Below are 24,483 nucleotides of genomic sequence, written 5' to 3' on the forward strand. Positions count from 1 at the left end.
GATTTCTCGCGAAAAATGGAAAATGAGTGTGCCTTTTCGCAAAATAGGAAAACGGCCTTGCCCCAACAACACAGTGATGCAACGTGCAAATCTGTGTTGTGGGGCAAAGCCGTTTTCTCATTTCTTCCAAAATCGATAAAATATACTATATGGAGAGGCACTTGAAAAATTCCGGAAAGGCAAAGCCATTTTCCAAAATTTTTTCAACGAGGCTCGCTCCACTCCGTTCCGCTCGCAGCGCATTTTCTCAGATTTTTTTCTGATTATATTCTGAAAAATCGGCGGAGAAACGACGGGAAACATATAATCTGAAATCGATTCGGGAAAGAAAAGGGGCCCCGGCGCGGAGCGCTGGGGCCTAATCCTATTTTACTCAACATTCTGCCTTTTTGGACGGATTGTTTTGCCCTATGTCAGCGTTGCTATTTTATTTTCTCCCGCGCTGCAATTCGATCCAGGCCAGGTCGCCGCGCTCCAGGCCGTGGATGAGGACCTCGGCGGTGGCAATGTTGGTGGCAACCGGGATGGTGTGCATATCGCACAGGCGCAGCAGCGTCATGTCGTTGGGTTCGCCGGGCTTGGCACCCACCGGGTCACGGAAGAACAGCAGCATATCGACCTCGCCGCAGCCGATCATGGCGGCAATCTGCTCGGCACCGCCGCGCCCGCCCGGGTACAGCGTGCGCACCGGCAGGCCGGTGGCGTCATGGACGATCTTGCCGGTCACGCCGGTGGCGACCAGGTCATTCTCCGACAAAATGCGCACGTAGGCCGTGCAGAACTGGGCCATCAATTCCTTGCGGGAATCGTGGGCAATCAAGGCAATTCTCATGGCTGAAACTCTCCCTCTACAAGCCGCCGCGCGGCTGAACAACAAGCATATACTATATAATATAACGTATGAATAAAAATTGCAAGTGCCGTGGCCGCAAAAATTGCCAAAAATTGCGCGATGTCCTTACAAATATTGGCGTAATAGCTAAAGACGGCAACAAAAATTTGGTGAAACCGCGCGGCGCAGTTGTGCTATAATGAAAAAAACGGACAGAACATTGTATCGTATTCTGTCTAAAAGGAGGCTCAACCATGAAGAAATCTGCCCAGACCGTCATCCGCCCGGATGCGTACTACACCATTGCCGCCGCCAACGGCCGTGTGCTGGAAGTGGCTGATTTCAACACCGAGAACGGCGCGTCCATCCGCCTGTGGAGCTACGAGGGCCAGCCCTGGCAGCAGTGGCAGTTTGTGGAAGCAGGCGAGGGCGAGTACCGCATCAAGAACCGCTTTACCGGCAAGGTCATGGACCTGGCCATGTCCGGCGTGTGCAACGGCACCTGGGTCCACCAGTGGAGCCAGACCGCCGGGGCGGGCCAGCGCTGGCAGCTTGTGGACGCAGGCGGCGGCAAGGTGAAGCTGCGCAATGTCCTGGCCGACAAGGTCATTGACCTGGTGGGTATGCGCGTGGACAACGGCACCCAGGCCCAGATCTGGCAGGATGTGTTTGGCGAGAACCAGCTGTGGAAGCTGGATCCCGTGCCCGCGCGCCTGCTGGACAAGGAACCACCGGCCCCGAAGCCCGGCACCAGGAAAGCCGCCCCCAAGGCGACCCGCACCCAGACGGAGAAGAAAACGTCCGGCAAAGCCGCCCGGCGGACAAGTAAGAACAAGTGAGAAAAGCCTTCCCCTGCGGGGGAAGCTTTTTTTCTGTTGCGGGAACGGAAAAATGTTGTTATAATAAAAAGAAAAACCGAAAGGCAGTACCAACCATGCAGTTTACCGAACTTACCAATGTTTCGCCCGAGATCATCCGCGCTACGCAGGCGATGGGCTTTACCGATATGACCGAAATTCAGGAAAAGGCCATTCCGCTGATGCTGGGCGGGCACGATATGATTGCCAAGGCCCCCACGGGGACCGGCAAAACCGTGGCGTTCGGTATCCCCATCCTGTCCAAGGTTGACCCCGGCAGCCTCAAGCCGCAGGCCGTCATCCTAAGCCCCACGCGTGAGCTGGCCCAGCAGATCGCCCAGGACCTGCAAAACCTGGCGCAGTTTCTGCCTGCCATCAAAATCGTCTGCGTCTACGGCGGCGCGGGCATGGACAAGCAGCAGCGTCAACTCAAGCAGGGCTGCCAGATCGTTGTTGCCACGCCGGGCCGCCTGATGGATCACTACCGCCACCACGCCATTGATGTGTCCGACGTCAAGACCGTCGTGCTGGACGAGGCCGACGAGATGCTGAACATGGGCTTCTACAAGGACGTCAAGTACATCATCGACCTGATGAAGCACCGCGAGAGCTTGTCGATGTTCTCGGCCACCATCAGCCGTGAGGTGCTGGACATTGGCTGGCTCTACCAGCACAACGCCGCTGAGGTCAGCGTGCAGCCGGTGGAGGATTCCAGCCCGAAAATTGCCCAGTACAAGCTGCTGACCACCGGCCGCGACAAGCTGGCCGACGCCGCCCAGATCATCATTGACGAGGGCTACAAGCGGGTCATGATCTTCTGCAACACCAAGTACAACACCGGTATGCTGGCCAACCAGCTGGCCCGGCTGAATTTCAACGTGGACTGTCTGCACGGCGATTTGTCCCAGGCCGAGCGCAACCGCATCATGACGCGGTTCAAGGCCGGGGAAATCGATGTGCTGGTCGCCACTGATGTGGCCGCCCGCGGCATCGACGTTTCCGACGTGGATGCGGTCATCAACTACGATGTGCCCGAGGAAAACGAGCACTACACCCACCGCATTGGCCGCACGGGCCGCGCCCGCAAGCAGGGCGCAAGCTATCTGTTCTACACGAAAGAGGAGCAGAAGCGTGTGGATCAGCTGCTGCGCCTGACCCGCAACACCGACGACTGCAAGGCCGTGAAGTTTGACTTCAACCACGAGCATCTGAAGGTGGAAGAGGCCAGGCAGGAGGATAAGTTCCAGATCAAGGCGTATTTTTGAGGAAAGAAAAGCCGTAGGGATCGGGTATGCCCGGCCCGCAACGTGAGGGGGATAGCCCCTTTATCTTTGGCATTGTAGAGAGGGGCCTTGCCCTTCCGCGGGGCGTCGAGGACGCCGCCCCCCCTACAACAAAAAACGCACCTGCCTATTCCACACAGGCAGGTGCATTTTTTGTAGAACCTTACACGCTCTCGATCATCCGCGCGACGATTTCCGTTGCCGTCTTAACGTACTCAGTGATGCTGAACTGCTTGACCACCAGCACCTCATAGCCGCTCTCGTCGGCGTTGTCGCTCATGGCACGCAGAATCACGCAGGGCACGCCGTTGCGGCCCGCCACCTGGCTGACCGCCGCGCCCTCCATCTCGACACAGTCGGGATGACACTTTTCCTCAATGACTTTTTTCGTCTCGGCGTCGCCGACGAAGGTGTCGCCGGTGGCGATCTTGCCCGCAATAGCCTTCACGCCGCAGGCAGCACAGGCGTCCAGCGCGGCCCTGACCAGCGCAGGGTCGCCGTGGTACTCGGTCTGGAACGGTGCGCTCTGGGCAATCATACTCAGCTCGGCGTCGTGGTAGACGACCGTCTCACCGATGCAGACGTCGCCGATGCCGATTTTGCTGGTCATGTTGCCCGCAATGCCGCTGAAAATCAACTTGTCAATGCCATATTTCGTGCACAGCACCTGCACGGTGGACGCGGCGTTGGCCTTGCCCATGCCTGCGCAGCAGACAACGACCTGCTTGCCCTGCAAGGTGCCGCAGTGGTACTCCACCCCGGCGTAGGTCTCCCTGGTCACATTCTCCAGCCGGGCACACAGTTGGTCCACTTCGTCGGGCATGGCGCCCATAATGCCGATAATCATGGTCGGATTCTCCTTATACATTAAACAAAAACTCGATGACATCGCCGTCGTTCACGACGTATTCCTTGCCCTCGGTGCGCTGCAGGCCCTTGGCCTTGACGGCGGCGTAGTTGAAGTCGGCGTCCTCCAGATCCTTGTAGGCAATGACCTGGGCGCGGATGAAGCCGCGCTCGAAGTCGCTGTGAATCTTACCGGCAGCCTGCGGGGCCTTGGTGCCGCGCTTGATGGTCCAGGCGCGGCACTCCTTTTTGCCGTCCGTCAAAAAGCTGATGAGGCCCAGCAGCTCATAGCTGGCCTTGATGAGCTTGTCGAGACCCGTGGACTCGATGCCCATTTCCTGCAGGAACGCGATTTTTTCCTCCTGCGTGGAACCGGCAATGTCCTCCTCGGTCTTGGCGCAGATGGGGATAGCCTGGGCGTTTTCCTCCTTGGCGCGGGCGGCGACCAGAGGATAGTAGGGGTTCTCGTCGAGGCCGCCCAGCAGGTCGTCCTCACCCACATTGCAGGCGTAGATGACCGGCTTTGCGGAGAGCAGGCCCAGCTCCTTGCGGGTGGCCTTCACGGCATCGTCGCTCTCGTCAAAGGCAAAGCTGCGGGCGGGCTTGCCGCCCTCAAGCCAGGCGGCCAGGTCGGCCAGCCAGGCGGCCTCCGCCGCGGCAGCCTTGTTGCCGGTCTTGGCGGCTTTCTGCTGGCGGCCCAGGCGGTTGCTGACGACTTCCAGGTCGGCCAGAATCAGTTCCAGGTCGATGGCATCAATGTCGCGGATGGGGTCAACGCTCTCGGGTTTGTTGACGTCCTCGACGACGTGGATGATGTTGTCATCATCAAAGCAGCGCACGACATGGACGATGGCGTCACACTCGCGGATGTGGCCCAGGAACTTGTTGCCCAGGCCCGCGCCCTGGCTGGCACCCTTGACCAGACCTGCAATGTCGACAAACTCAACGATGGCAGGCGTCTTTTTATCGGTCTGCCAGATCTCGGCCAGCTTGTCCAGCCGCGGATCCGGCACCGGCACGATGCCGGAGTTCGGCTCGATGGTGCAGAAAGGGTAGTTGGCTGCCTGCGCGTTCTGCGTGCTGGTCAGCGCGTTGAAAAGGGTGGATTTGCCCACATTTGGAAGGCCGACGATGCCCAATTTCATGATGTTCTATATCTCCTTTGTTGTCGTTGCTTTTTATCGCGCGGGGGGTGTTGCCCCTGAATCATGACATACTATTTAAATTATAACACAGAAATGCACCGCTTTCAACGGGCTTGTGGCGGCTTTTGGTGATTTCTGGCGGCGCAGCCAAATCGCTATTGAGAACGCCCGGCAGGGGGGCATACCATATAAATTTGTTCTGCCACGAAAAATTTGCACAAAGACGGTCATCTGTTCTTTTTTTGTCCACAATTATGCGGTATAATAACCTTATAAACTGCCGCCTGGCGGCTTAGGGAGGAAACCAAGATGGCAAATGAGAAAATTCTGGTCGTCGATGACGATAAAAATATCTGCGAACTGCTCCGCCTGTACCTGGTCAAGGAAGGCTACAACGTAACGATGGTCCATGACGGCGCGGCCGCCCTGGCCGAGTTCGACAAGCTGCACCCCGATCTGGTGCTGCTGGACGTCATGATGCCGGTGATGGACGGCTGGGAGGTCTGTCGTAAAATCCGTGCCAAGGACAACACCCCCATCATCATGCTGACCGCCAAAGGCGAGACGTATGACAAGGTGCTGGGCCTGGAACTGGGCGCTGATGACTATATCGTCAAGCCCTTTGACGCAAAAGAGGTCACGGCCCGCATCAAGGCCGTGCTGCGCCGCTCCTCCGCCAAGGAGGAAGAAAACAAGGGCGTCTACGACTTCGACAACCTGCACCTCGATATGAACCGCTACGAGCTGAAAGTCAAGGGCAAAGTCGTCGAGGCCCCGCCCAAGGAGCTGGAACTGCTGGCCTGCCTGGCGGGCCACCCCAACCGCGTGTACACCCGCGACCAGCTGCTGGACGAGGTGTGGGGCTTTGAGTATTACGGCGACTCCCGCACCATCGACGTCCATGTCAAGCGCCTGCGCGAAAAGCTGGAGGGTGCCTCCGAGCAGTGGAGCCTGAAAACCGTCTGGGGCGTCGGCTATAAGTTCGAGGTCAAGGAATGAGCCGCCGCAACACGATCAGCCGCGAATTTTTTGCCACCATTGCCGCCGTGCTTGTGCTGGGGCTGAGCGTGATGTGCGCCATCCAGACAGCACTCTCGGCGGCGTACTTCATCAGCGAGCGCAAAAGTTCGCTGACCGATGTGCTCAACGGCGCGACCGCATTGAGTGAGCGGTTTGCCGACGAAGGCTCCATCGTCACAAAGCCTTTGCAGGATGACGATCTTATGGAGCGCGCCCACAGTGGGTTTGAACTGTTCAACACGGCGTCCGGGGCGCTGATTTTCATTGCGGACGGCGGCGGCAACATTTTACTGCACACCGGCGACGACGCTTTCACCGGCGGCAGCGTGCCAACCGAGTACATAGACGACCTGAACGAGGGCCGCGACATCTTTGAGACCGGCACGCTGGGCGGTGTTTACCGCGCCAAGTATTACACGGCCGGGCGGCGTATCACAGTGGGCGGGCAGGACGGCTACCTGTTTGCCGCCAGCCCCATGGCAGCGCTGGGCGGTTACATGAGCGATATGCTGGCGATGTTCGGCATCTCGGCGGCGGTCATTCTGATTTTGTGCAGCATCCTGTGTTGGGTGCTGGCACGGCGCATCACCGGGCCAATCGAGGATATCAGCGAGGCTGCGCGGCGGCTGGGCAGCGGCGACTTCACGGCCCGCGCCCCGGTGGACGGTTGTGTGGAGCTGGCCGACTTTGCGACTACTTTTAATAATATGGCCGCGCGGCTGCAAACCATCGACAATTCCCGCGGGCAGTTCATGGGCAACATTGCCCACGAGCTGCGTACCCCGATGACGACCATCAAGGGCTTCATCGACGGTATGTTGGACGGCACGATTCCGCAGGAAGAAACCAAGCATTACCTGGGGATCGTCTCGCAGGAGACAGGCCGCCTGGCACGGCTGGTGCAGAATATGCTGGACATCACCAAGCTCGAGGCGGGCGAGGTGCCTATCCACGCCCAGACTTACGATCTGTGGAAAACTGTCACCGACGTGGTGCTGTCCGACGAGCAGCGCATTGAGGACGGCAAAATCGACATACAGGGGCTGGGCGGCGACCCGCTGCCGATCTATGCCGACCCGGATTTTGTGCATCAGGTCGTGTATAACATCGTAGACAATGCCATCAAGTTCACCCCGGCGGGCGGCACCATCAGCTTTGCCGCCGAGCGCCACGGCAACATGGTGGAGGTGCGTATTGAGAATACCGGCGCGGGCATTGCGCCGGAGGCCCTGCCCTTTGTGTTTGAGCGGTTCTACAAGGAGGATCGCTCCCGCGGCATGAACACCCGCGGCAGCGGCCTGGGACTGCACATCTGCAAGATTTTGATAAACCTGTCCGGCGGCCAGATCCACGCCGAGAGTGAGGAAGGCAAATGGTGCCGGTTCGTGTTCACGCTGCCGGCAGGGCAGTAAAGCAAAACCTACAGACGCTGTGAAAACGGCGTCTGTTTTTTTGTACGCGGGAAAGGCTTCCCCCTCGGGGGAAGCTGTCAGCGGCCCCGCCCGCTGACTGATGAGGGGCAGGTGTGCCACGGCAACCCGGGAACGGGCAATCGCAGCGAACTCGCCCCTCATCCGGCCCTGCGGGGCCACCTTCCCCCTCAGGGGAAGGCATTTTTAGTAAATCTGTAAGATTTCTCCTCCCGCCCGGGTCTATATAGTCAGAACCCACAAAAAGGAGGAACCACCCATGAAGGACCGGGAATTGACCCGATTGCTGCAAACACAGCCGGAGGAGGGCCTGGAGGCAGCCATGCTTGCCTACGCGCCGCTGGTAAAGGCGGTGCTGAACCGCATCCTGCCGCAGAATCCCTGCGACCGGGAGGAATGCATAGCCGATGTCTTTGTTTCGCTCTGGCGCAATGCGGCCAAGCTGGAGTGCACCGCCACGCCGCTGCGGCCGTGGCTCATTGTCACGGCGCGCAACAAGGGCATCGACCGCTACAACGCCCTGCGCCGCCGCGAGACGGTGACGCTGGACGACGGCCTGGCCGAAACGCTCGGCGAGCTGGCTGAGTTTGACCGCGCTACCGCCGATGCCGCCGACCTTGTCGGGGCGCTGGTGGCCGCCATGGAACCGCCGGACCGGGACATCTTTCTGCGCAAGTATTATCTGCTGCAATCCGGCAGGGAGATCGCCGCCGCGCTAGATATGAGTGTTGAGAGCGTCAACACCCGCCTGAGCCGCGGGCGTGACCGCCTGCGCCGCCAACTGACCGAGAAGGGAGTGTACACCCATGCGTAACAAAAATTTTGATGCCGATTTGTTGAAAACGCTGAATGAGCAGCCGATGCCCGCCGCCCCGCTGACCGATGATGAATTTGCCCGCGTGCTGGACGCGGCCTGCGCCAAGCTGCCACAGGCAAAAAAGACCGTCAAGCGCCGTTTTCCATGGGGGCGGGTGGCCGCAGCAGCCGCAGCCTGCATGGCCGTGGGGCTGGGCAGCGTCAACTTTGCCGCCCCCGCCGTGGCCGAACAGCTGCCTGTGGTGGGCAGCCTGTTCAGCTGGCTGAACCGCGGCGGGCAGGAGGACTACACCTCGTTGCACAGCGAGCAGCTGAATAAATACGCCGAGACGGTGGAGGCCACCGCAGAGAGCGCCGACACGCCCTACACCCTGACGCTGGGGCAGGTGTTTAACGATGGCGACTGGCTGCGCATCAGCCTGATGCTGACCGCCGAGGACGATAGTCTGGCCGGGTTCAACGCCATCGGCCCCAGCGAGGATGCCGTTGAAAAGGCGCTGCAGAACGGCGGCGGGCAGTACGGCACGCTGGTGCTGGATAACGGCACGGAATTGAACGGCGCTGTTTCCTTTGAAAAACGCGATGACCGCACCTTTGTCACGGGCATCAATTATGAGCTGTTCCTTGCACCCGATGATTTGGCCGGGCACACGGCAACGCTGACGCTGTCCGACCTCGTGGCCTGCAACAAGAGTATTCTCGAAACCGATGGCCAGAGTTATTGGCACTATGACTACGCAGACCAGACCCCGCTGCCCGGCAGCTACACACTGACCTTTACCATTCCCGAGGTCAGCGATGCGGGCGTGCGCACGATGGAAACGCCCGTGGAACAAAACGGCATCACCCTGCAAAGCGTCACGGCCACGCCCGCCGCGACCAAAGTGCTGCTGAGCTTCCCGGCGGAACAGCATTGGGTGAATGTGAGGCTGTTCACCGAGGATGGCACGGAGCTGGGGCACGAGCGCGGCGAGGGCGGCTGGTGGACGGACGGCGCATGGACGGCCGACCCGGCGGACTTCGACCACCCGGAACAATGCACCAAGGCCAGCTATGACTACTTTGCTGCCGTGCCGGAAAACTGCCGCAGCCTGACGGTAAAGGTCTACGATTTTGACACCGATGCAGAGCTGACGACCTTTACCGTGGAGCTGCCGTAAAGGCTTCCCCCTCGGGGGAAGCTGTCCGCGAAGCGGACTGATGAGGGGCGGCCTTGCCCGATTGAGTCCTATGGGGCAATGACGACACGCACGCCCCTCATCCGGCCCTGCGGGGCCACCTTCCAGTCTACGCGCTAAGAGCCGCCTTCGGCGGTTGCGCTCCGACACGCGCCTGCGGGCGCAGCCCAAGGGGGGAAGGCAGGGGGTTGCTCCACCACCTCACACCCCGGAAAGTACCACTCCAAAATTTCCCGCCAATCCTTGCCGTCCTCGGCCATGGCCTTTGCACCGTACTGGCTCAACCCGACGCCGTGGCCATAGCCGTGGGTCGTAAAAACAAACGCATTCTCCCCGGGATCATACGCCACCGTGAACGCCGCGGATCGCAGGCTGAACGCGTTGCGCAGCTTTGTCCCGGCGAACACCTGCCCGCAGAGCGGCATCTGCGCCACATAGCCCGCTGCGTCCGATACGCCCCCGCCGAACCAATCGGCGGGGGCGTTTGGTATCTCGTCGGCATCCAGCCCCAGCGCCAGCAGGACGCTGTACACCTGCTCGGCACTGTACGTGACGGCAGTCTCAAACCCCGGCGCGTCGGCGTCCCAGGGCGACGACACCCCCTGTAAGTACGGCACGGCGGTCAGCCAGACGTTCTGGCTTGCCTCGGTCTGCCCGGCGCTGATGCTGTGGTAGCACGCAGCGGCGGGGGATCTCTCCCAGCAGAGCACCGCCCCGGCGGCTTCGTCTGCCAGCGCGGCTAGCCTACTATAATACGTAGAAAATTCGCCGCCCCACCGCGCCCGCAGCACCTCGGCCGTCGTCCAGCCCGCGCACTGGGCGCTGTTGCAGCTGAACGCCGCGCCGCCCAGGCTCAGCGCGTAGCTGTGGGCGGCCACCATCTGGGCTAAAATCGCGTCGTCGGGCCAGTCGGGCGGCAGCTCACAGGCGGCTGTGCCGATGAGAAAATCCTGCACGGAAACCGAAGCGTCCTCCCCAGCGTCACAAATCAAAATGGGCGCAGATGCGTTAAAGTTGCGCTGCATGGGGGCGGCGGTGTACACTGGCAGCGGCGTGGCGGCAGGCTCGGGCAGAACCTCGGGCGGCGGGGTGGTGCTCTGTAAATCGGTGGTGGCGGGCTTGGCCAGCGGCAGGGCGGCAAAGGGCGCGGCAAGGGCCAGCAGGCCGAACACTACGGCCCGGCGAAATGTTTTTTTCAAGGGGCGTGCCCTCCTTGCAATTTGCGGCGCAGGGCGGTACAATAGGAATATCCCGCGCGGCTTGTCCTATATATATGCGGCGGCCGCGCCCTGTATGAAATGAGGAACTTTCATGAAAAATAAACATCCCAACGCCATTGTGGTGCTGGCCCTGGGTTTTGCTATGGCGGGGCTGCACCTGGCCGGCCTGCTGCTCTGGTCCGACGCCGAAACCGGCTTTGCCACGGCGGGCTCGGTCTGGCTGCGGTACATCCCCTGGCTGGCGGCGCTGGTGCTGCCCTACCTGCCCGCCCGCCGCGCGGCAAACCAGCCGACCGGTTTGCAGGACACCTGCCCGCCGCTGGGGCTGTGTATGGTGCTGGCCGGGGCGGCGCTGGTCACAAGCGGCGTGGCCATGGGGCCGGTGGCAAAATACGCGGTGCAGTACCCGGAAATGTTCTCCACCGACTACCCGACCTGGGCGGCCTGGGCCGATTTATTGCTGCCGGTTTTGTGCGGCGCATGGCTGCTGTATTACGGCGGCCGGGCGTTCAAGGGCTTTGGGATGCGGCAGCAAAAGCTGGGCAGCTCGCTGTTTGCCGGCACGGTGCCGCTCTATTTTTTGTGGAAATTGATTTGGCGGTTCCAGTTCACGCCCGCGTCGGTCTACCGTATGCCCTGCGCGCTGCGGGTGCTCAGCGCGGCAGCAGCGCTGCTGTTTGCCGTGGTGTTGATCAAAGTGTTCCTTGTGCCGGGGCTGCCCTGCGGCCACACGCTGTACGCGGCGGGCACTGGGACATATCTGCTCTGCACCGGGCTGGAACTGACCCAGACCCTGTTTGAAGCAGCCCACAATATGCTGACCCTGCCCGACTTGGCGGCAGGATTGGGTATTGGGTTGTTTGGCCTGTGCGGACTGTTTTGTGCGTGGGAAGCCTGCGGGAAAGAAATGGAATAAAGGAAAAGCTGCAAAGCCCCTCCGACCATCGCTGGCGCTCGGCTGCCTCCCCTGTAAGGGGAGGCTTTCACGCGGGCAAAGCCCGCGCAGAAGGCTCCCCATCCGGGGGGAGCTGGCCGAGCCTGTGAGGCCTGAGGGGCTTTTTGCGCGGCCACTATTCCACATCCTCCACACAAAAAACCTGCAAATACACCCGGGGAGGGCTGTATCGGTCCAATACCAGTGCATCCGCATCGGGCGGCGGCGTCAGCGGCAGGGTGGGGGAGAGTGCCAGCCGCACCGCTGCGGCGTACCGCGCCCCGGCAGCGGTCACATACGGCCCGCAGCGGTGCAAAAGCGCGGGCAGGTCGCCGGGCATCCGCGCGGGGCTGCCGCCCTGCAAGGCCAGCACGGCGCTGTCACCCTGGGGCAGCAGCCGCACCACGGCCCGGCCCTCGCTGCGCAGCACCCCGCGCAAAAACGTCAGCACCGTGCCCTGCAAAAGCCCGCGGGGCACGGCGGCGGGCAGCGGGGCATCTGTGCCGCAGAAATACAGCCACCCGGCGCGGTAGGCGGCCAGCTCCCGCGCGGCGGCACACAGCGCGTCCAATTCTGCGTTCAGCTCCAGCGCATGGGCGGGCGGGGGCGCAGTCAAGGCCTCGGCAGTCAACACCAGCCGCAGTGAGGGTATAATATCCGCCCCGCGGGCCGCAGCCGCCGCCAGCGCCGCCCGCGTCGGGCCGAAAAATGACATAGCACTCACCTCTCCCCATCCGGTGCGAAATTTACCCTTAGTCTGCCCCAACCGACCCCCAAACCGGGCTGGAAATGGCTGGGATTTCAAAATTTCTGTGGATTTTTTGAAAAATCGTGTTAAAAGAATAACAGACCCCCTTGCAGAATTGTGAAAAATAGGGTACAATAGTATCATACCGACGAGCGGGGAACCGCTCATAAGGTGAAAAAGACAAATCTTGGGAGGATTTCACTATGGCTGTTAAAGTTGCTATCAATGGTTTTGGCCGTATCGGCCGTCTGGCTTTCCGTCAGATGTTTGAGGCTGACGGCTACGAAGTTGTCGCCATCAACGATCTGACCAGCCCCGCTATGCTGGCTCACCTGCTGAAGTACGACACTGCACAGGGTTCTTTCCTGGGCAAGATCGGCGAGAACAAGCACACCGTTGAGGCTGGCGAGGATTACATCGTCGTCGACGGCAAGAAGATCACCATCTACGCAATTAAGGATGCTAAGGATTGCCCCTGGGGCGAGCTGGGCATCGACGTCGTTCTGGAGTGCACCGGCTTCTACACCAGCAAGGCTAAGGCTGAGGCTCACATCCAGGCTGGCGCCCGCAAGGTCGTTATCTCTGCTCCCGCCGGCAACGACCTGAAGACCATCGTCTACTCCGTCAACGAGAAGACCCTGACCGCTGACGATCAGGTCATCTCCGCTGCTTCCTGCACCACCAACTGCCTGGCCCCCATGGCCGACACCCTGAACAAGGCCTTCCCCATCGTCTCCGGCATCATGACCACCGTTCATGCTTACACCGGCGACCAGATGATCCTGGACGGCCCGCAGCGCAAGGGTGACCTGCGCCGCGCTCGTGCTGGTGCTCAGAACATCGTTCCTAACTCCACCGGCGCTGCCAAGGCCATCGGCCTGGTCATCCCCGAGCTGAACGGCAAGCTGATTGGCTCTGCTCAGCGTGTTCCCGTCCCCACCGGCTCCACCACCATCCTGGTTGCCGTTGTCAAGGGCAAGGACGTCACCAAGGAGGCTATCAACGCCGCTATGAAGGCTGCTTCTTCTGAGAGCTTCGGCTACAACGAGGATCCGATCGTCTCTTCCGATGTTATCGGTATGCGCTATGGCTCCCTGTTCGATGCTACCCAGACCATGGTCGCTAAGATCGACGACGACACCTATCAGGTTCAGGTCGTTTCTTGGTACGACAACGAGAACTCCTACACCTCTCAGATGGTCCGCACCATTAAGTACTTCGCTGAGCTGTAATCGAAAGATTTCTGCGAAGTATCGCACTAAAATAGACATCCAATCAGCAGTTGGCCGCGCCGCTTAACCGCCGCGCCGTGCAAAACTCAGTTTTGCTACGACAATTGTTGAAAAAAATCGTAGTTCAACTACGATAGATGTTATAGTACGATTTAAGCCCCTTTTGGCTGCTGTATGGCAGTTGAAAGGGGCTTTTTTAATGTTACTCGCTGATGCTTGCACCGAATATGTTTTTAGCTGCAAAGTGCGCCGCTTGTCTGAGAAAACAATAGACAACTATCGTAAACAAATTCTTTACTGGAATCGCTACCTTGATGAAGTGTGTGATGTTCAAGAGGTAGAGAAAGTGCGGCCCATTCATATCAAGAATTTTATTATCCTAAAGGAAAAGGACAAGAGAAAACCCGCCTATATCAATGACTTGCTGAAAGCCTACCGCAGCTTTTTCAACTACTGCGTGGAAGAAGAATATATAGACGAATCGCCCCTTGCAAAAGTAAAGAATGTAAAAGAACCGCGCGTAATTATCAACACCTTCACCCTAACAGACATTAAAAAGATGCTGGACTATTATAGCGGCGCGGATTATCTTTCGGTGCGCAATCGGGCGATACTTGCCGCGCTATTTGATTCTGGTATACGCTGTGCGGAACTGATGAGCCTTACAGATGATAAAGTGCGCGAGGATTATATGTTGATTCACGGCAAGGGCGATAAAGAGCGTGTAGTGCCTAAATCGCCGTTTTTGTCTAAGTGTATGATACGATACCAGAGAGCAAGAGAAAGCTATTTTGCGGGCAAATTGCCGCCGCAGGGGTATACGTTTTTAAGCAAGACAGGGAAGAAACTGACCCATGAATCCGTTGCTAAAATCGTGCGTAATGCGTCAAGAGCAGCAAAGGTAGATAGGTCGGTACGCGCCAGTCCGCACACTTGCCGCCACACTTTTGCACAGCTACAGTTGAAAGATGGAATTGACCTCTATACCCTTAGCCGCTTGATGGGCCATGAGAATATAGCCATCACACAGCGCTATTTGCGCGGCATGAAAGACGATTCAATACTTCAAGAGGGAAACAAGCACAGTCCTTTAATGCGGCTGTAAAATAGTAGGCAGATTCTACAATATCTTAGAAAATTCTATCGATAGGTAAACAGATAGTCAGCCAGTTGTTGAAAATTCTGGCTGACTTTTTCTATGCGCGGAAAGGTGCGGCAATCTGAAAGATTGACGCATTAAATAATTGAATAGAACAAATTTGCGGAGACAATTTATTGAAAAAAGAACGATGCTATGATATAATATTTATAGAAGATGAGAAAAGAAAACATCTTCTAAGATTCAGCGAGCTATCGTAAAAAATTATGCGCATCGCGCATAATTTTTCACAGATAGCTGGAAAAATTTAAAATTACACACGTTTCTACGAGATTCTCTATTTACGTCGTAGAAAAGTATGAAAAGGAGTAATAATATGATGAAAACATCGTAGAAGTTATTAGGATTTAGCAACAATCAGCAAGAAATGCTGTACCTTTCAGACGCAATCAGAGGGGAATATGTACAAAATGAATTTAACGTGATTGAAGCCCCATGCGGTTGCGGTAAGACAGAGTATGCGGTCAACAAACTTCCCTACGAGATTTTAGGCAGTAAACCGCAGTTTAACAGAGTGCTGTATTTGATTGATACTTGCGCAGGACGACACAGCATTGTGGCAAAACACCCAGACAAGGCCCGCTGCTATGATAACATCATTGATAACGGCGGTAGGCGGTTTGATGGTTTTGATGCAAATAGAACTGTTGTAATTACCTATGCTAAATTGGGCGTTGAGGTGCGCCGCAATCCAGACTTCTTAAACCAGTTTGATTTGATTATTGCTGACGAGTTCCACAACATTCACTGGCCTATTCCCTATGAGCGCGGCATAATCAAAACAAACTATCCCTATTTAACAAGTAGTGAAGTTGATGCGCTGCTAAAAGAACGCTGCAATAACTATCATGCTATGATGGCGTTGTCTCGCGCCGCCGTGAATCCGTCTACTATTGTTGTGGGCATGAGCGCCACACCTTACGACATTGAAACATGGGCAGAATGGCAAGATGTGCCGTTCACCTATATGGAGATTGCACCGAATATTAGACATTATACAGCGCAGAACACAGTGCCCTATAGCCATGTGGACGGCTTGATCAAAAAGCTGCCAGAGGGCCAGAAAACGCTATTTTACGCGGCGCACATTACGGATATAAAGAAGTTCCAAAAGGAATGTGAAACGGCTGGGTTGCGCTGTGCGTCCGTGTGGAGCGTAAATAACACAGACAATCCTATGACGGCGGAACAACTAAAAATAAGGAACGATATTATAGAAACGAATGAGTTTCCAGAAAATGTTGATGTACTATTTATCAACAAAAGCATGGAAACGGCTATAAATATCTACACCCCTGTGCCGAATGTGGTCGTACACTCAGCAAACAAGAGCGCACAAGTACAGGCGCGTGGACGTATCAGAAATGACATTGAAAATCTGTATGTACTTACGCCAGACACGCGCTATATAGATTTGACAGACCGCCGCATCAATGACTTCTTTAATAAGCCGCTTGATGTAGAGCAAAAGGCAGCGTTAGTGCAGGTCGTTGGGCTGAAAGATAGTCAATCACATAAAGTGGGCTGGCCTACGCTGAAAAAGGCGCTATGTGAGAATGGCTGCACGATTTTGACGCACCGCATGGGGACAAAAAACTATGATGTGATTGTGCCGCTAGATAGTGTTGAGGACTGATAAAGCACGGTTGTCCTAATGCCTGCCCTAGTGTGCGGCGCTTGTCTAGTGGTGTGCTTTTGAAATAGAGCAAATGAGTGGAATCCTCTAATATATCCCCTATATATAGGATTTGTGTGCAACAATAATATATAAAATACATGACCCTCGGCGGATAAAAAATAAACCGCCGGGGGTCGTTGAATTTTGTGGTAACATATAGCGGTATAACGATAAAACTATATATAGTGTATGCCACTTTTGAAACTTGATAGGATTATAAATGTACCTATAAGGTGGGCTGTGCTATAATATAAACATCGAAGGGAGATAAAACAAAAACACAAAAACTCCCACATAAACAGCGTCCACGGCATACAGTGGAAGAAAGAGGTTTATTATGGCTCAGCAGAAGATTTGGTTCGATTTCGTCAGCAACACCATTAAGGTTGAAGCTAACTACTTGCCGCAGACCCGCAAGGTTGGCTCTAAGGCTTATAAAACCCTGCTGGCAGCTAAGCGGGATAACCCCACGGCAACGATTGAGACTTTCGGTAAGCGCGAAGATAAGTACAACCACATTACTGTAAGCCAGATGCAGACCTACTTTGAGGTAAACGGTTTGACCGCTGACGCGGCGAAACTCAAAGAGATGCGCGAGAACAAGGAAACGCACATCAACAAGAATGGTCGCACCGTCAGAACGTATAATATGGGCAAAATCCGTCAGTGGTTCATGGAAAATTACAGCGTAGGCTACAAAAAGTATGTAGAAAGCAAGAAAGCGGCAAGTAATGCGGTACAAATGCCTACGAGCAATGTAGAAAAAGAGGAAAAGCCCGCAGCATGATTTATTATAAAGTGAATGATAGAGGAAAGGGGACGCAGCAATGCGCCCCCTCTTTTTTGTATATGCTATTGGTTTATAATGGGATTATCTGTTCTTTCCAAAATGTAATCAATGGAGACTTTATAATAGTCTGCAAGCGCCAATAGATGCTCTAAAGGGATGGTCTGAAAGCCGCGCTCATAGCGTGAGTAAACCGTCTGTTGAATATGCAGAAGGCTTGCAATAGCCGTTTGGGAAAGGTCGCTATCTTCACGCAAGTCACGCAGCCGCCGCAAATACAAACAAAATCACTCCCCAAAGATTAGTATTGTTCGGTACTATTGACGATAACACGTTTCTGTGGTAAGATGCTTATATTAGAACTTATAAGTTCTAATATAAGCAAATGAATCGAGTAAAAAGAAGGAGCGTTAAAATGAAAAAAGCGCTAGGGATTGTGTTAGCACTGACAATCGCGTTTGCGATGGCCGCCTGCGGTGCAAAAGAGGACAGTGTACGCGCTGTATCAGCCAGTGACGGGTATAAGTGCGAAACGTGTAAAAAGAAAACCGCAGCAACCTACTGTGTAACGAAAGACGGCGTAGACCATTACCTTTGCTCAAATTGCAGATGGTATTACTTCCCGAATTTATGAGGAGACTATAAAATGGTTGTATTCCTGCTAATTTTGATTGTATGCTGCCTTATGTTTGGAGGCCAGCAAACGGCAGAGGGCTGTGGAACTTTGATTGTTGTTGGTGCTGTTCTGCTTTTGGTATTGGGTCTTTTTGGTATGTTGTTTGGCTAAAAAGGAGTGTTAAACATGAAAAAGGTAAATGTAATGTTAGTGATAGGTACGGCTATATTGGCTGTTGCACTTGCTGGGTGTACAGGCGATTCTACCCCAACATCCACATCAACAGCAACGTCAAAGAGTACCTATTCAAGTAGCAGTTCGAGTGAATCCAGCACAAGCACAAAGTCTGATTACCATAGCGGCAAGGGCAGCGAGTGGGACAAGCAGGTCAATGATATTGCCGATGAATACGGTGATGATATGGGGCTGTCCGCAGAAGAAATAGACGCTATGATGCGGGCGATGGAAAAAGGACAAGGCTAACGGAAACGGCGCTTACCCCTAAAACAGAGGTGAGCGCCGTTTCTTTTGCTCTTGATGTAAATTTAGAGTATACCCTATCTTTACGCCGCCAAAAGCCACAAAAACGTAAAAATAGAGTTGGTTTTCAAATTGTTTTACAAAACGTAAATGAAGTCCAGACTATGGGACTTTTACTATGGTATAATAATAGTAGAAAGCGAAGGGAGAACGTAAAAATGAAAATCGCCTATGTTCGTGTGTCTACTGTTGAGCAAAACGAAGCCCGCCAGATTGAAGCGCTGAAAAAGTACGATGTGGACAAATGGTTTACGGAAAAGGTATCTGCAAAAGATACAAACCGTCCGCAGCTGCAAGCAATGATTGATTTTGCGCGTGAGGGTGACACGATTTACATTCACGATTTCAGCCGCTTAGCGCGTTCTACTGCCGACCTCTTGAAGCTGGTGGAGCAACTACAGGCAAAGGGCGTGCATCTTGTCAGTAATAAAGAGAACATCGATACCAGCACCCCAACAGGACGATTGATGCTTACAATGATTGGTGCAATCAATGAGTTTGAGCGCTGCAACCTCTTGGAACGCCAGCGCGAGGGTATCGCTATTGCAAAAGCACAAGGCAAGTTCAAAGGCCGCAAAGAGGTCAAGGCGGACGATTTCGCCGCACAGTATCAGCGCTATTTGAACCGCGAATTGAACAAGGCGCAGCTTGCCAAAACGCTTGGAATTTCGCGTCCTACGCTTGATAAGATGATTCGTCAGCATACCACCGCATAAACCGTTACAGCCCCTCTCAGCGCCGCGCAGCGGCGTTAGAGGGAGTATATAAAACAGGCTGGAAAGCCGCAATAAAGCAATAGAAAGAGGGTAGAAAAAGCAAGAATCCTGCTACGAAGGTCAACACCTAAATAAAGAAATAAAGAAGTTTTCCAACTATGACAATTGTTGTGAAATTTCTCTACGAAAAAAGAAGGCATACAGCCACCAAAAGGGCATAAAAACAGCTATACAGCGATAATAATTGATGAAACACCTATCAGGTTCAGGTCGTTTCTTGGTACGACAACGAGAACTCCTACACCTCTCAGATGGTCCGCACCATTAAGTACTTCGCTGAGCTGTAATCTGCGAGTAGCTTAACTGCGAATTGAATAGCTGAAACCGCCCCTTCCGGGTCAAACCGGAAGGGGCGGTTTTTGTTATTAGCGGATGTAGGGGCGCACCTGTGTGTGCGCCCGGGACGGGGTTATGGTTTGTGGTGCCCGCTGATATAGTCGACCAAGTCGTAGACGAGGCGCTTTTCCTGTTCGTTCATACCGCGCAGGCTGATTTTTTCTTCGCTTTCCAGGCCGAGGATGTCATCGGTAGTTGTGTGGAACAGCTGTGCCATTTCCACAAGGTAGACTGCTGTGGGGGAGGATAACTCCATTTCCCACGCATTGACGCTGGCGCGCGTTACCCCCAGCTTGCGGGCCAGCGCCGCCTGCGAGAGCCCCATGTTTTCACGTAGCCTTTTGATGTTGTCAGAAATCAAGCCATCACGTCCATTCAAGTGTACAGCAGAATAATAAACAAACCGCAAGGGGAAAATCTTCACGCAGATCGTCAAAAAACGGTGCACAATTCCGCGCAACCGGTTGACGCCGAACCTGCTATTTGTTACAATGGTAACGAGCCCTGTATACAAAAGAATGGAGGAAAGTATCTATGCTGCAATCCCTGAAGCAGAAAACCCTGGTCGGCAAGCTGTGGGCCATCATCGTCCTGGCTGTGGCGGCCATTTTCATCGGCGTGGTGTTCGGGCCTGGCATCGCAAAAATGATCGCTGGGCCGACCTATTTCGCGCCGCTGGATGACTATGACGTCCTTTCCCTGCAAGGACAGTATCTCGAAGCGGACATTGACACCCTGATTGACTACTACGCCGAGACCGTCGTGAGCGAGAGCGGCAGGCCGGACAAGGTCAGCGCCCGCGAGTACATCATGCCGGTCAACACCCCCGACGCCACCGTCTACATCGGTGTGGAAGTGCCCAAGCCCAAAATCAGCGACGCCGAGGCGGTCGTTGCCGATACCGAGCGGCTTATCGATGACGAGGACGGCAGTTATGAGTGGGACGGCTCCTACGTGTCGGTGCGCGGCACGCTGCAGCCCATGGATGATGAGACCCGGCAGCTGTGGGAAGATTACTTCATTGACGCCGGTTTTAGCTATGATGATATCGGTCTGTTTGACGACTGCACAGCCCTTCCGCTGGTGCTGACCGACGGCGAAATCGACGGCCAGGACACGTTTGTGTATGGTTTTATGGGCGTCATCGGCGTTCTGCTGGTGGTGCTGGCAATCTGGTTCGTGGTTCATTCCCTGACCGGTGGCTTCCAGAAGCAGATTCGCAACTACATCAAGGCTTCGGACGACCCGCAGGCCACCGAGCAGGCGCTCGACCGCTTCTACGAGGACACGATGCAGGATGGCAAGGTCCGCATGAACCGCAGCTGGCTGATGTACGACAAGGGCGGCAATTCCTGGGTGCTGGCCGGTGACGACGTGGTCTGGGCCTACCAGTACACAGTGCGCCACAAAGCTTACGGCATCCTGACCGTGAGAAAAGAGCTGATGGTGCGCGTTTTCGGCGCAAAGGAGAAACGTGCCTGCCACGATATCTACGTCCGCAATGAGGACGAAGCGCAGGAAATTTTGCAGCAGATGGCCCGCACCTACCCGGATGCGCTGATCGGCTACGACCAGGACATTGAGCGCAAGTATCGCGCCAACCCGGCGGCGTTCCACCAGGCGGTCATCACTGCCCGCCACGCCCCAGCTGCCCCCGCAGCCGAGCCGACCGAGCCCGCGCAGGAGCCGGAGAGCAAGCCGCTGTATACCTAAAGTAAAAATTGCCCGATGGCACTTGATGCCATCGGGCAATTTTTTGGGCAAAATTTACTTCTGCGCTTCTTTTTCGGCTTTCTCCGCAAAGGCGATCATCTTGCTGTAGGTCTCCTCGCTCAGGTCGTGCTCGACCTTGCAGGCGTCCTTCGCGGCAACATCCGGGTCAACGCCCAGCGCGACGAAGAACGCCGTCAGCTTGCGGTGGCGGCCATAGATGCGCTGGGCAATTTCCATGCCCGGCGCTTCCAGCTTGATAAAACCGTCGGCATCCATCGAAATATAGCCGTTCTCACGCAGGTTTTTCATGGCGACACTGACGCTCGGCTTGGAAAAGCCCATCGCCACCGCAATATCGATCGAGCGCACAGAACCCTTCTGTTCCTGCAGCATCAGAATTTTTTCGAGATAATCCTCTGCGGATTCGTGAATATTCATGGGCGCAGCCCCCTTCCGAACTGAAATATTGTTCAAATTGTTATTGCATCTATCATACCACACCGCGCGGCAGTTTGCAAGGCTGAATCCATACAGTTCCGGTAAATGCTGCCGCGGCTTCACCAAGTAAAAGCGCGGTATCATCCTTCAGAATGCGTACTTCCAGTGTGCCGCCGGGCATCTGCACCAAAATCGGCACGCCGCGTCCGCTGCGGCCGGTCAGCACAGCGGAGGCCGCCACGGCGCAGGCCCCGGTCCCGCAGGAGAGCGTGGCCCCGCTGCCGCGCTCCCAGACTGTCACGGCGAAGGCTGTGGGGCTGATCTGCCGCGCGAACTCCACGTTGATGCCCCCGGGGAACGCCGGGTGGTGTTCCAGTGCCCGGCCATACAGGGCCAGGTCAGCCCCCTCGGGCGGGACATCACCCACAAAAACAACGCAGTGCGGGTTGCCCACGGCCACGCAGTTGACACGCCAGCTGCGCCCGCCCGTGCAGAGCGGCACATCCAGCAGCGGCCCGCCGCCCAGGTCGGCGGTGCCCACGTCAGCCCCCAGCGCCGAGAAATGCCCCATCTCCACCTGCCATAACCCCGCGCCCACGTGACGCAGCGTGCGCCGCCCGGCGTTGGGCGTGTCGATGCGGATGCAGTCCCGCCGGACGCCGTGGGTGTATAAAAATTCCGCTACACAGCGTACACCGTTGCCGCACATGGCCCCCTCGCTGCCGTCGGCGTTGAACATCCGCATCGCGGCGTCGCCGTCCGCCAGCAGCGGGGGACAGATAAAAATGACCCCATCGGCCCCCACGGAAAAATGCCGTCGGGACAGCGCCACGGCCAGCGCGGCGGCGTTTGGCGGCAGCCCGGCGGTGCGGCAGTCCAGGTAGATATAATCGTTGCCGGCGGCCTGCATTTTGGTAAAATTCAGTTCCACATGCCCACCTCCCGGCCCATCGTATGCAGCTTGCATAAAATTTAACACTTACCCCCTTGACATTCAGCCGCAGATACGCTATATATTAAATGTATATCTGTGTTTATAAAGGAGTTAAATTATGGATTCCGAAGTTTTCAGCCGCATCCGTGGCTATCTGGCAGAACAGCTGGAAGTCGATCCTGAGAAGATCACCCCCGACAGCGACATCGTCAACGATTTCGGCGCGGACAGCCTGGATGTTATCGATATGATCACCGTCCTGTCCGATGAGTTCGGCGTTGAGATCCCCGACGAGGATATCGAGAATTTCCACACCGTCGGTGACGTGGTAAATTACCTGGAAGACCGTATGTAATGCTTGCGGCGCTGCTGCCGCGGACAAGTTTAGAATTTGTGTGAGGATTAACAGGAAATGGCAAACGATAAGAAAAAAATGGTCGAAGCGATCACCGCACAGGAGGTCGATTTCGCCCAGTGGTATACCGATATCTGCACCAAGGCCGAGCTGGTCGAGTATTCCAGCGTCAAGGGTTTCGTGGTGCTGCGCCCCTATGGCTACGCCATCTGGGAGAACATCCAGAAAAACCTGGACGCCCGCTTCAAGGCCACCGGCCATGAGAACGTGGCCATGCCCGTGCTCATCCCCGAGAGCCTGCTGAAGAAGGAGGGCGAGCTGGTCAACGGCTTCGCCCCCGAGGTCGCCTGGGTCACGGCCGGCGGCAGTGACCCGCTGGAAGAGCGCCTTGCGGTGCGCCCCACCAGCGAGACGATGTTCTGCGACCATTTCAGCCATGTGCTGCACTCCTACCGCGACCTGCCCATGCTGTACAACCAGTGGTGCAGCGTCGTCCGCTGGGAAAAATCCACCCGCCCCTTCCTGCGCACCCGTGAGTTCTGGTGGCAGGAGGGCCACACCATCCATGAGACCGCCGACGAGGCCAAGGCCGAGACCGAGCAGCAGCTGAACTGCTACGCCGACTTTGCCGAGCATGACCTGTGCATCCCGGTCGTCAAGGGCCGCAAGACCGATAAAGAGAAGTTTGCGGGTGCCGAGGCCACCTACACCATCGAGGCCATGATGAAGGACGGCAAGGCCCTGCAGAGCGGCACGAGCCACTACTTTGGCGATAAGTTCAGCCGCGCCTACGACGTGACCTTCACCGGCCGCGACAACACCCTGCAGTATCCGTTCCAGACCTCCTGGGGCGCGTCCACCCGCCTGATCGGTGCCATCATCATGACCCACGGCGACGACGACGGCCTGATCCTGCCCCCGGCCATCGCGCCCATCCAGGTCGTGATCGTGCCGGTCGCCGCCCACAAGCCCGGCGTGCTGGACAAATGCCGTGAGCTGGCCGCCGAGATCGGCCGCTATGCCCGCGTCAAGCTGGATGACAGCGACAAGCAACCCGGCTGGAAGTTTGCCCAGTGGGAGATGAAGGGCGTGCCTGTGCGTCTGGAAGTCGGCCCCCGCGATATCGAAAACGGCCAGTGTGTGCTGGTTCGCCGCGATACCCGCGAGAAGCAGTTCGTGAAGTTTGAGGAGTTGGCCACCGCCATCCCCGCCGCCATGGACGCTCTGGCGAAGGACCTGTACGAGCGTGCCCTGCAGAACCGCGAGAACCGCACCTACAGCGCCACCACGATGGACGAGGTCAAGCAGATCGCCAAGGAGCACACCGGCTTCATCAAGACGATGTGGTGCGGCGACCTGGCCTGCGAGGAAGCCATGAAGAGCGAGGCTGGTCTGTCCAGCCGTTGTATGCCCTTTGCCCAGGAGCACTTGAGCGACGTTTGCCCGGTCTGCGGCAAGCCCGCCCAAAAGATGGTCGTCTGGGGCGTAGCGTACTAAGACAAAAAAGGGAACGCTGCGAAGCGTTCCCTTTTTTGGTCAGATAAGAACGAAGAAAGAAAAGGAAAAGGACAGCGCTGCCGCGCTCTTTGCCAAACTCACTTCTTTCTTCT

General features: G+C 56.3%; 26 protein-coding genes. 17 read left to right on the forward strand and 9 right to left on the reverse strand.

Annotation, left to right across the window (positions count from 1 at the left end; all coding sequences use genetic code 11):
- Positions 1–427 precede the first annotated feature (427 nt).
- Positions 428–832: a methylglyoxal synthase gene (locus GPK89_RS10890; RefSeq protein ID WP_215693078.1), complete on the reverse strand. Its 405-nt coding sequence runs from the start codon at positions 830–832 to the stop codon at positions 428–430.
- A gap of 254 nt (positions 833–1,086) precedes the next feature.
- On the opposite strand from GPK89_RS10890, the gene GPK89_RS10895 reads away from it, so the two are divergent.
- Positions 1,087–1,671: an RICIN domain-containing protein gene (locus GPK89_RS10895; RefSeq protein ID WP_215693080.1), complete on the forward strand. Its 585-nt coding sequence runs from the start codon at positions 1,087–1,089 to the stop codon at positions 1,669–1,671.
- A 95-nt stretch (positions 1,672–1,766) separates the two neighbouring features.
- Positions 1,767–2,954: a DEAD/DEAH box helicase gene (locus GPK89_RS10900; protein WP_215693082.1), complete on the forward strand. Its 1,188-nt coding sequence runs from the start codon at positions 1,767–1,769 to the stop codon at positions 2,952–2,954.
- Positions 2,955–3,135: 181 nt separating this feature from the next.
- Here GPK89_RS10900 and GPK89_RS10905 read toward each other — a convergent pair whose 3' ends face one another.
- Both GPK89_RS10905 and ychF read right to left on the reverse strand, forming a co-directional pair.
- The gene (locus tag GPK89_RS10905; protein WP_215693084.1) at positions 3,136–3,819 is read right to left on the reverse strand and encodes a 5'-methylthioadenosine/adenosylhomocysteine nucleosidase; all 684 of its coding nucleotides are present in this window, start codon (positions 3,817–3,819) and stop codon (positions 3,136–3,138) included.
- Between the two features lie 13 nt (positions 3,820–3,832).
- Positions 3,833–4,963, reverse strand: a complete 1,131-nt coding sequence (ychF, locus tag GPK89_RS10910; RefSeq protein ID WP_215693086.1) for a redox-regulated ATPase YchF — start codon at positions 4,961–4,963, stop codon at positions 3,833–3,835.
- Positions 4,964–5,272: 309 nt separating this feature from the next.
- On the opposite strand from ychF, the gene GPK89_RS10915 reads away from it, so the two are divergent.
- From GPK89_RS10915 to GPK89_RS10930, 4 genes are all read left to right on the forward strand, one after another.
- Positions 5,273–5,962 carry a response regulator transcription factor gene (locus GPK89_RS10915; protein WP_215693088.1) on the forward strand — a complete coding sequence of 230 codons (690 nt, stop codon included), beginning with the start codon at positions 5,273–5,275 and terminating at the stop codon, positions 5,960–5,962.
- The gene (locus GPK89_RS10920; RefSeq protein WP_215693090.1) at positions 5,959–7,395 is read left to right on the forward strand and encodes a sensor histidine kinase; all 1,437 of its coding nucleotides are present in this window, start codon (positions 5,959–5,961) and stop codon (positions 7,393–7,395) included. Before GPK89_RS10915 ends, GPK89_RS10920 begins: the two co-directional genes overlap by 4 nt.
- A 277-nt stretch (positions 7,396–7,672) precedes the next feature.
- Positions 7,673–8,227 (forward strand): RNA polymerase sigma factor, encoded by a 555-nt coding sequence (locus GPK89_RS10925; RefSeq protein WP_215693092.1) that lies wholly within the window; start codon positions 7,673–7,675, stop codon positions 8,225–8,227.
- A complete protein-coding gene (locus GPK89_RS10930) occupies positions 8,220–9,389 on the forward strand; it encodes a DUF4179 domain-containing protein (protein ID WP_215693094.1) in 1,170 nt (389 codons plus the stop codon). The genes GPK89_RS10925 and GPK89_RS10930 overlap by 8 nt, the downstream gene beginning before the upstream one ends.
- Before the next feature lie 134 nt (positions 9,390–9,523).
- On the opposite strand, the gene GPK89_RS10935 is transcribed toward GPK89_RS10930, so the two are convergent.
- Entirely contained in the window at positions 9,524–10,606 is a 1,083-nt protein-coding gene (locus GPK89_RS10935) for a SpoIID/LytB domain-containing protein (RefSeq protein WP_215693096.1), read from the reverse strand.
- 112 nt (positions 10,607–10,718) lie between these two features.
- Between GPK89_RS10935 and GPK89_RS10940 the strand changes: the two genes are divergently transcribed.
- Entirely contained in the window at positions 10,719–11,543 is an 825-nt protein-coding gene (locus GPK89_RS10940) for a hypothetical protein (RefSeq protein ID WP_215693098.1), read from the forward strand.
- A gap of 154 nt (positions 11,544–11,697) precedes the next feature.
- Here GPK89_RS10940 and GPK89_RS10945 read toward each other — a convergent pair whose 3' ends face one another.
- On the reverse strand, positions 11,698–12,276 hold the full coding sequence (locus tag GPK89_RS10945) for a hypothetical protein (RefSeq protein ID WP_215693100.1): 579 nt from the start codon (positions 12,274–12,276) through the stop codon (positions 11,698–11,700).
- Between the two features lie 236 nt (positions 12,277–12,512).
- Between GPK89_RS10945 and gap the strand changes: the two genes are divergently transcribed.
- The 4 genes from gap (at position 12,513) to GPK89_RS10965 (ending at position 17,165) form a co-directional block, all read left to right on the forward strand.
- Positions 12,513–13,541, forward strand: coding sequence for a type I glyceraldehyde-3-phosphate dehydrogenase (gene gap, locus GPK89_RS10950; protein WP_215693102.1), 1,029 nt, complete (start codon positions 12,513–12,515; stop codon positions 13,539–13,541).
- Positions 13,542–13,740: 199 nt separating this feature from the next.
- Positions 13,741–14,646, forward strand: coding sequence for a tyrosine-type recombinase/integrase (locus GPK89_RS10955; protein WP_215693104.1), 906 nt, complete (start codon positions 13,741–13,743; stop codon positions 14,644–14,646).
- Between the two features lie 421 nt (positions 14,647–15,067).
- A complete protein-coding gene (locus GPK89_RS10960) occupies positions 15,068–16,336 on the forward strand; it encodes a DEAD/DEAH box helicase family protein (RefSeq protein ID WP_215693106.1) in 1,269 nt (422 codons plus the stop codon).
- A 379-nt stretch (positions 16,337–16,715) separates the two neighbouring features.
- Entirely contained in the window at positions 16,716–17,165 is a 450-nt protein-coding gene (locus GPK89_RS10965) for a hypothetical protein (protein ID WP_215693108.1), read from the forward strand.
- 65 nt (positions 17,166–17,230) lie between these two features.
- Here GPK89_RS10965 and GPK89_RS10970 read toward each other — a convergent pair whose 3' ends face one another.
- Complete coding sequence (locus tag GPK89_RS10970; RefSeq protein WP_215693110.1) at positions 17,231–17,446, reverse strand: helix-turn-helix domain-containing protein; 216 nt, start codon at positions 17,444–17,446, stop codon at positions 17,231–17,233.
- A 365-nt stretch (positions 17,447–17,811) separates the two neighbouring features.
- On the opposite strand from GPK89_RS10970, the gene GPK89_RS10975 reads away from it, so the two are divergent.
- From GPK89_RS10975 to GPK89_RS10985, 3 genes are all read left to right on the forward strand, one after another.
- The gene (locus GPK89_RS10975) at positions 17,812–17,952 is read left to right on the forward strand and encodes a hypothetical protein (RefSeq protein WP_215693112.1); all 141 of its coding nucleotides are present in this window, start codon (positions 17,812–17,814) and stop codon (positions 17,950–17,952) included.
- Positions 17,953–17,967: 15 nt separating this feature from the next.
- Positions 17,968–18,264 carry a hypothetical protein gene (locus GPK89_RS10980; RefSeq protein ID WP_215693113.1) on the forward strand — a complete coding sequence of 99 codons (297 nt, stop codon included), beginning with the start codon at positions 17,968–17,970 and terminating at the stop codon, positions 18,262–18,264.
- A gap of 215 nt (positions 18,265–18,479) precedes the next feature.
- Positions 18,480–19,037 carry a recombinase family protein gene (locus tag GPK89_RS10985; protein ID WP_215693115.1) on the forward strand — a complete coding sequence of 186 codons (558 nt, stop codon included), beginning with the start codon at positions 18,480–18,482 and terminating at the stop codon, positions 19,035–19,037.
- Between the two features lie 469 nt (positions 19,038–19,506).
- On the opposite strand, the gene GPK89_RS10990 is transcribed toward GPK89_RS10985, so the two are convergent.
- Positions 19,507–19,842: a helix-turn-helix transcriptional regulator gene (locus tag GPK89_RS10990; protein WP_346344854.1), complete on the reverse strand. Its 336-nt coding sequence runs from the start codon at positions 19,840–19,842 to the stop codon at positions 19,507–19,509.
- A 125-nt stretch (positions 19,843–19,967) separates the two neighbouring features.
- Here GPK89_RS10990 and GPK89_RS10995 point away from each other — a divergent pair, with 125 nt between their 5' ends.
- Complete coding sequence (locus tag GPK89_RS10995) at positions 19,968–21,146, forward strand: DUF6709 family protein (protein WP_215693119.1); 1,179 nt, start codon at positions 19,968–19,970, stop codon at positions 21,144–21,146.
- Between the two features lie 54 nt (positions 21,147–21,200).
- On the opposite strand, the gene GPK89_RS11000 is transcribed toward GPK89_RS10995, so the two are convergent.
- On the reverse strand, positions 21,201–21,584 hold the full coding sequence (locus GPK89_RS11000; RefSeq protein WP_215693121.1) for a metal-dependent transcriptional regulator: 384 nt from the start codon (positions 21,582–21,584) through the stop codon (positions 21,201–21,203).
- A 52-nt stretch (positions 21,585–21,636) separates the two neighbouring features.
- Positions 21,637–22,515 (reverse strand): diaminopimelate epimerase, encoded by an 879-nt coding sequence (gene dapF, locus GPK89_RS11005; RefSeq protein WP_346344853.1) that lies wholly within the window; start codon positions 22,513–22,515, stop codon positions 21,637–21,639.
- 121 nt (positions 22,516–22,636) lie between these two features.
- On the opposite strand from dapF, the gene acpP reads away from it, so the two are divergent.
- Together acpP and proS are read left to right on the forward strand one after the other, a co-directional pair.
- Complete coding sequence (gene acpP, locus GPK89_RS11010) at positions 22,637–22,873, forward strand: acyl carrier protein (RefSeq protein ID WP_215693125.1); 237 nt, start codon at positions 22,637–22,639, stop codon at positions 22,871–22,873.
- 57 nt (positions 22,874–22,930) lie between these two features.
- On the forward strand, positions 22,931–24,370 hold the full coding sequence (gene proS, locus GPK89_RS11015; protein WP_215693127.1) for a proline--tRNA ligase: 1,440 nt from the start codon (positions 22,931–22,933) through the stop codon (positions 24,368–24,370).
- Positions 24,371–24,483: the final 113 nt, after the last annotated feature.

The sequence above is a fragment of the Gemmiger formicilis genome, from assembly GCF_018784445.1.
GTDB lineage: Bacteria > Bacillota > Clostridia > Oscillospirales > Ruminococcaceae > Gemmiger.

Coding starts and splice junctions, on each gene's coding strand:
- GPK89_RS10890 (WP_215693078.1), bottom strand. CDS start 832: ATGAGAATTGCCTTGATTGCCCACGATTCCCGCAAGGAATTGATGGCC.
- GPK89_RS10895 (WP_215693080.1), top strand. CDS start 1,087: ATGAAGAAATCTGCCCAGACCGTCATCCGCCCGGATGCGTACTACACC.
- GPK89_RS10900 (WP_215693082.1), top strand. CDS start 1,767: ATGCAGTTTACCGAACTTACCAATGTTTCGCCCGAGATCATCCGCGCT.
- GPK89_RS10905 (WP_215693084.1), bottom strand. CDS start 3,819: ATGATTATCGGCATTATGGGCGCCATGCCCGACGAAGTGGACCAACTG.
- ychF (WP_215693086.1), bottom strand. CDS start 4,963: ATGAAATTGGGCATCGTCGGCCTTCCAAATGTGGGCAAATCCACCCTT.
- GPK89_RS10915 (WP_215693088.1), top strand. CDS start 5,273: ATGGCAAATGAGAAAATTCTGGTCGTCGATGACGATAAAAATATCTGC.
- GPK89_RS10920 (WP_215693090.1), top strand. CDS start 5,959: ATGAGCCGCCGCAACACGATCAGCCGCGAATTTTTTGCCACCATTGCC.
- GPK89_RS10925 (WP_215693092.1), top strand. CDS start 7,673: ATGAAGGACCGGGAATTGACCCGATTGCTGCAAACACAGCCGGAGGAG.
- GPK89_RS10930 (WP_215693094.1), top strand. CDS start 8,220: ATGCGTAACAAAAATTTTGATGCCGATTTGTTGAAAACGCTGAATGAG.
- GPK89_RS10940 (WP_215693098.1), top strand. CDS start 10,719: ATGAAAAATAAACATCCCAACGCCATTGTGGTGCTGGCCCTGGGTTTT.
- GPK89_RS10945 (WP_215693100.1), bottom strand. CDS start 12,276: ATGTCATTTTTCGGCCCGACGCGGGCGGCGCTGGCGGCGGCTGCGGCC.
- gap (WP_215693102.1), top strand. CDS start 12,513: ATGGCTGTTAAAGTTGCTATCAATGGTTTTGGCCGTATCGGCCGTCTG.
- GPK89_RS10955 (WP_215693104.1), top strand. CDS start 13,741: ATGTTACTCGCTGATGCTTGCACCGAATATGTTTTTAGCTGCAAAGTG.
- GPK89_RS10960 (WP_215693106.1), top strand. CDS start 15,068: ATGCTGTACCTTTCAGACGCAATCAGAGGGGAATATGTACAAAATGAA.
- GPK89_RS10965 (WP_215693108.1), top strand. CDS start 16,716: ATGGCTCAGCAGAAGATTTGGTTCGATTTCGTCAGCAACACCATTAAG.
- GPK89_RS10975 (WP_215693112.1), top strand. CDS start 17,812: ATGGTTGTATTCCTGCTAATTTTGATTGTATGCTGCCTTATGTTTGGA.
- GPK89_RS10980 (WP_215693113.1), top strand. CDS start 17,968: ATGAAAAAGGTAAATGTAATGTTAGTGATAGGTACGGCTATATTGGCT.
- GPK89_RS10985 (WP_215693115.1), top strand. CDS start 18,480: ATGAAAATCGCCTATGTTCGTGTGTCTACTGTTGAGCAAAACGAAGCC.
- GPK89_RS10995 (WP_215693119.1), top strand. CDS start 19,968: ATGCTGCAATCCCTGAAGCAGAAAACCCTGGTCGGCAAGCTGTGGGCC.
- GPK89_RS11000 (WP_215693121.1), bottom strand. CDS start 21,584: ATGAATATTCACGAATCCGCAGAGGATTATCTCGAAAAAATTCTGATG.
- acpP (WP_215693125.1), top strand. CDS start 22,637: ATGGATTCCGAAGTTTTCAGCCGCATCCGTGGCTATCTGGCAGAACAG.
- proS (WP_215693127.1), top strand. CDS start 22,931: ATGGCAAACGATAAGAAAAAAATGGTCGAAGCGATCACCGCACAGGAG.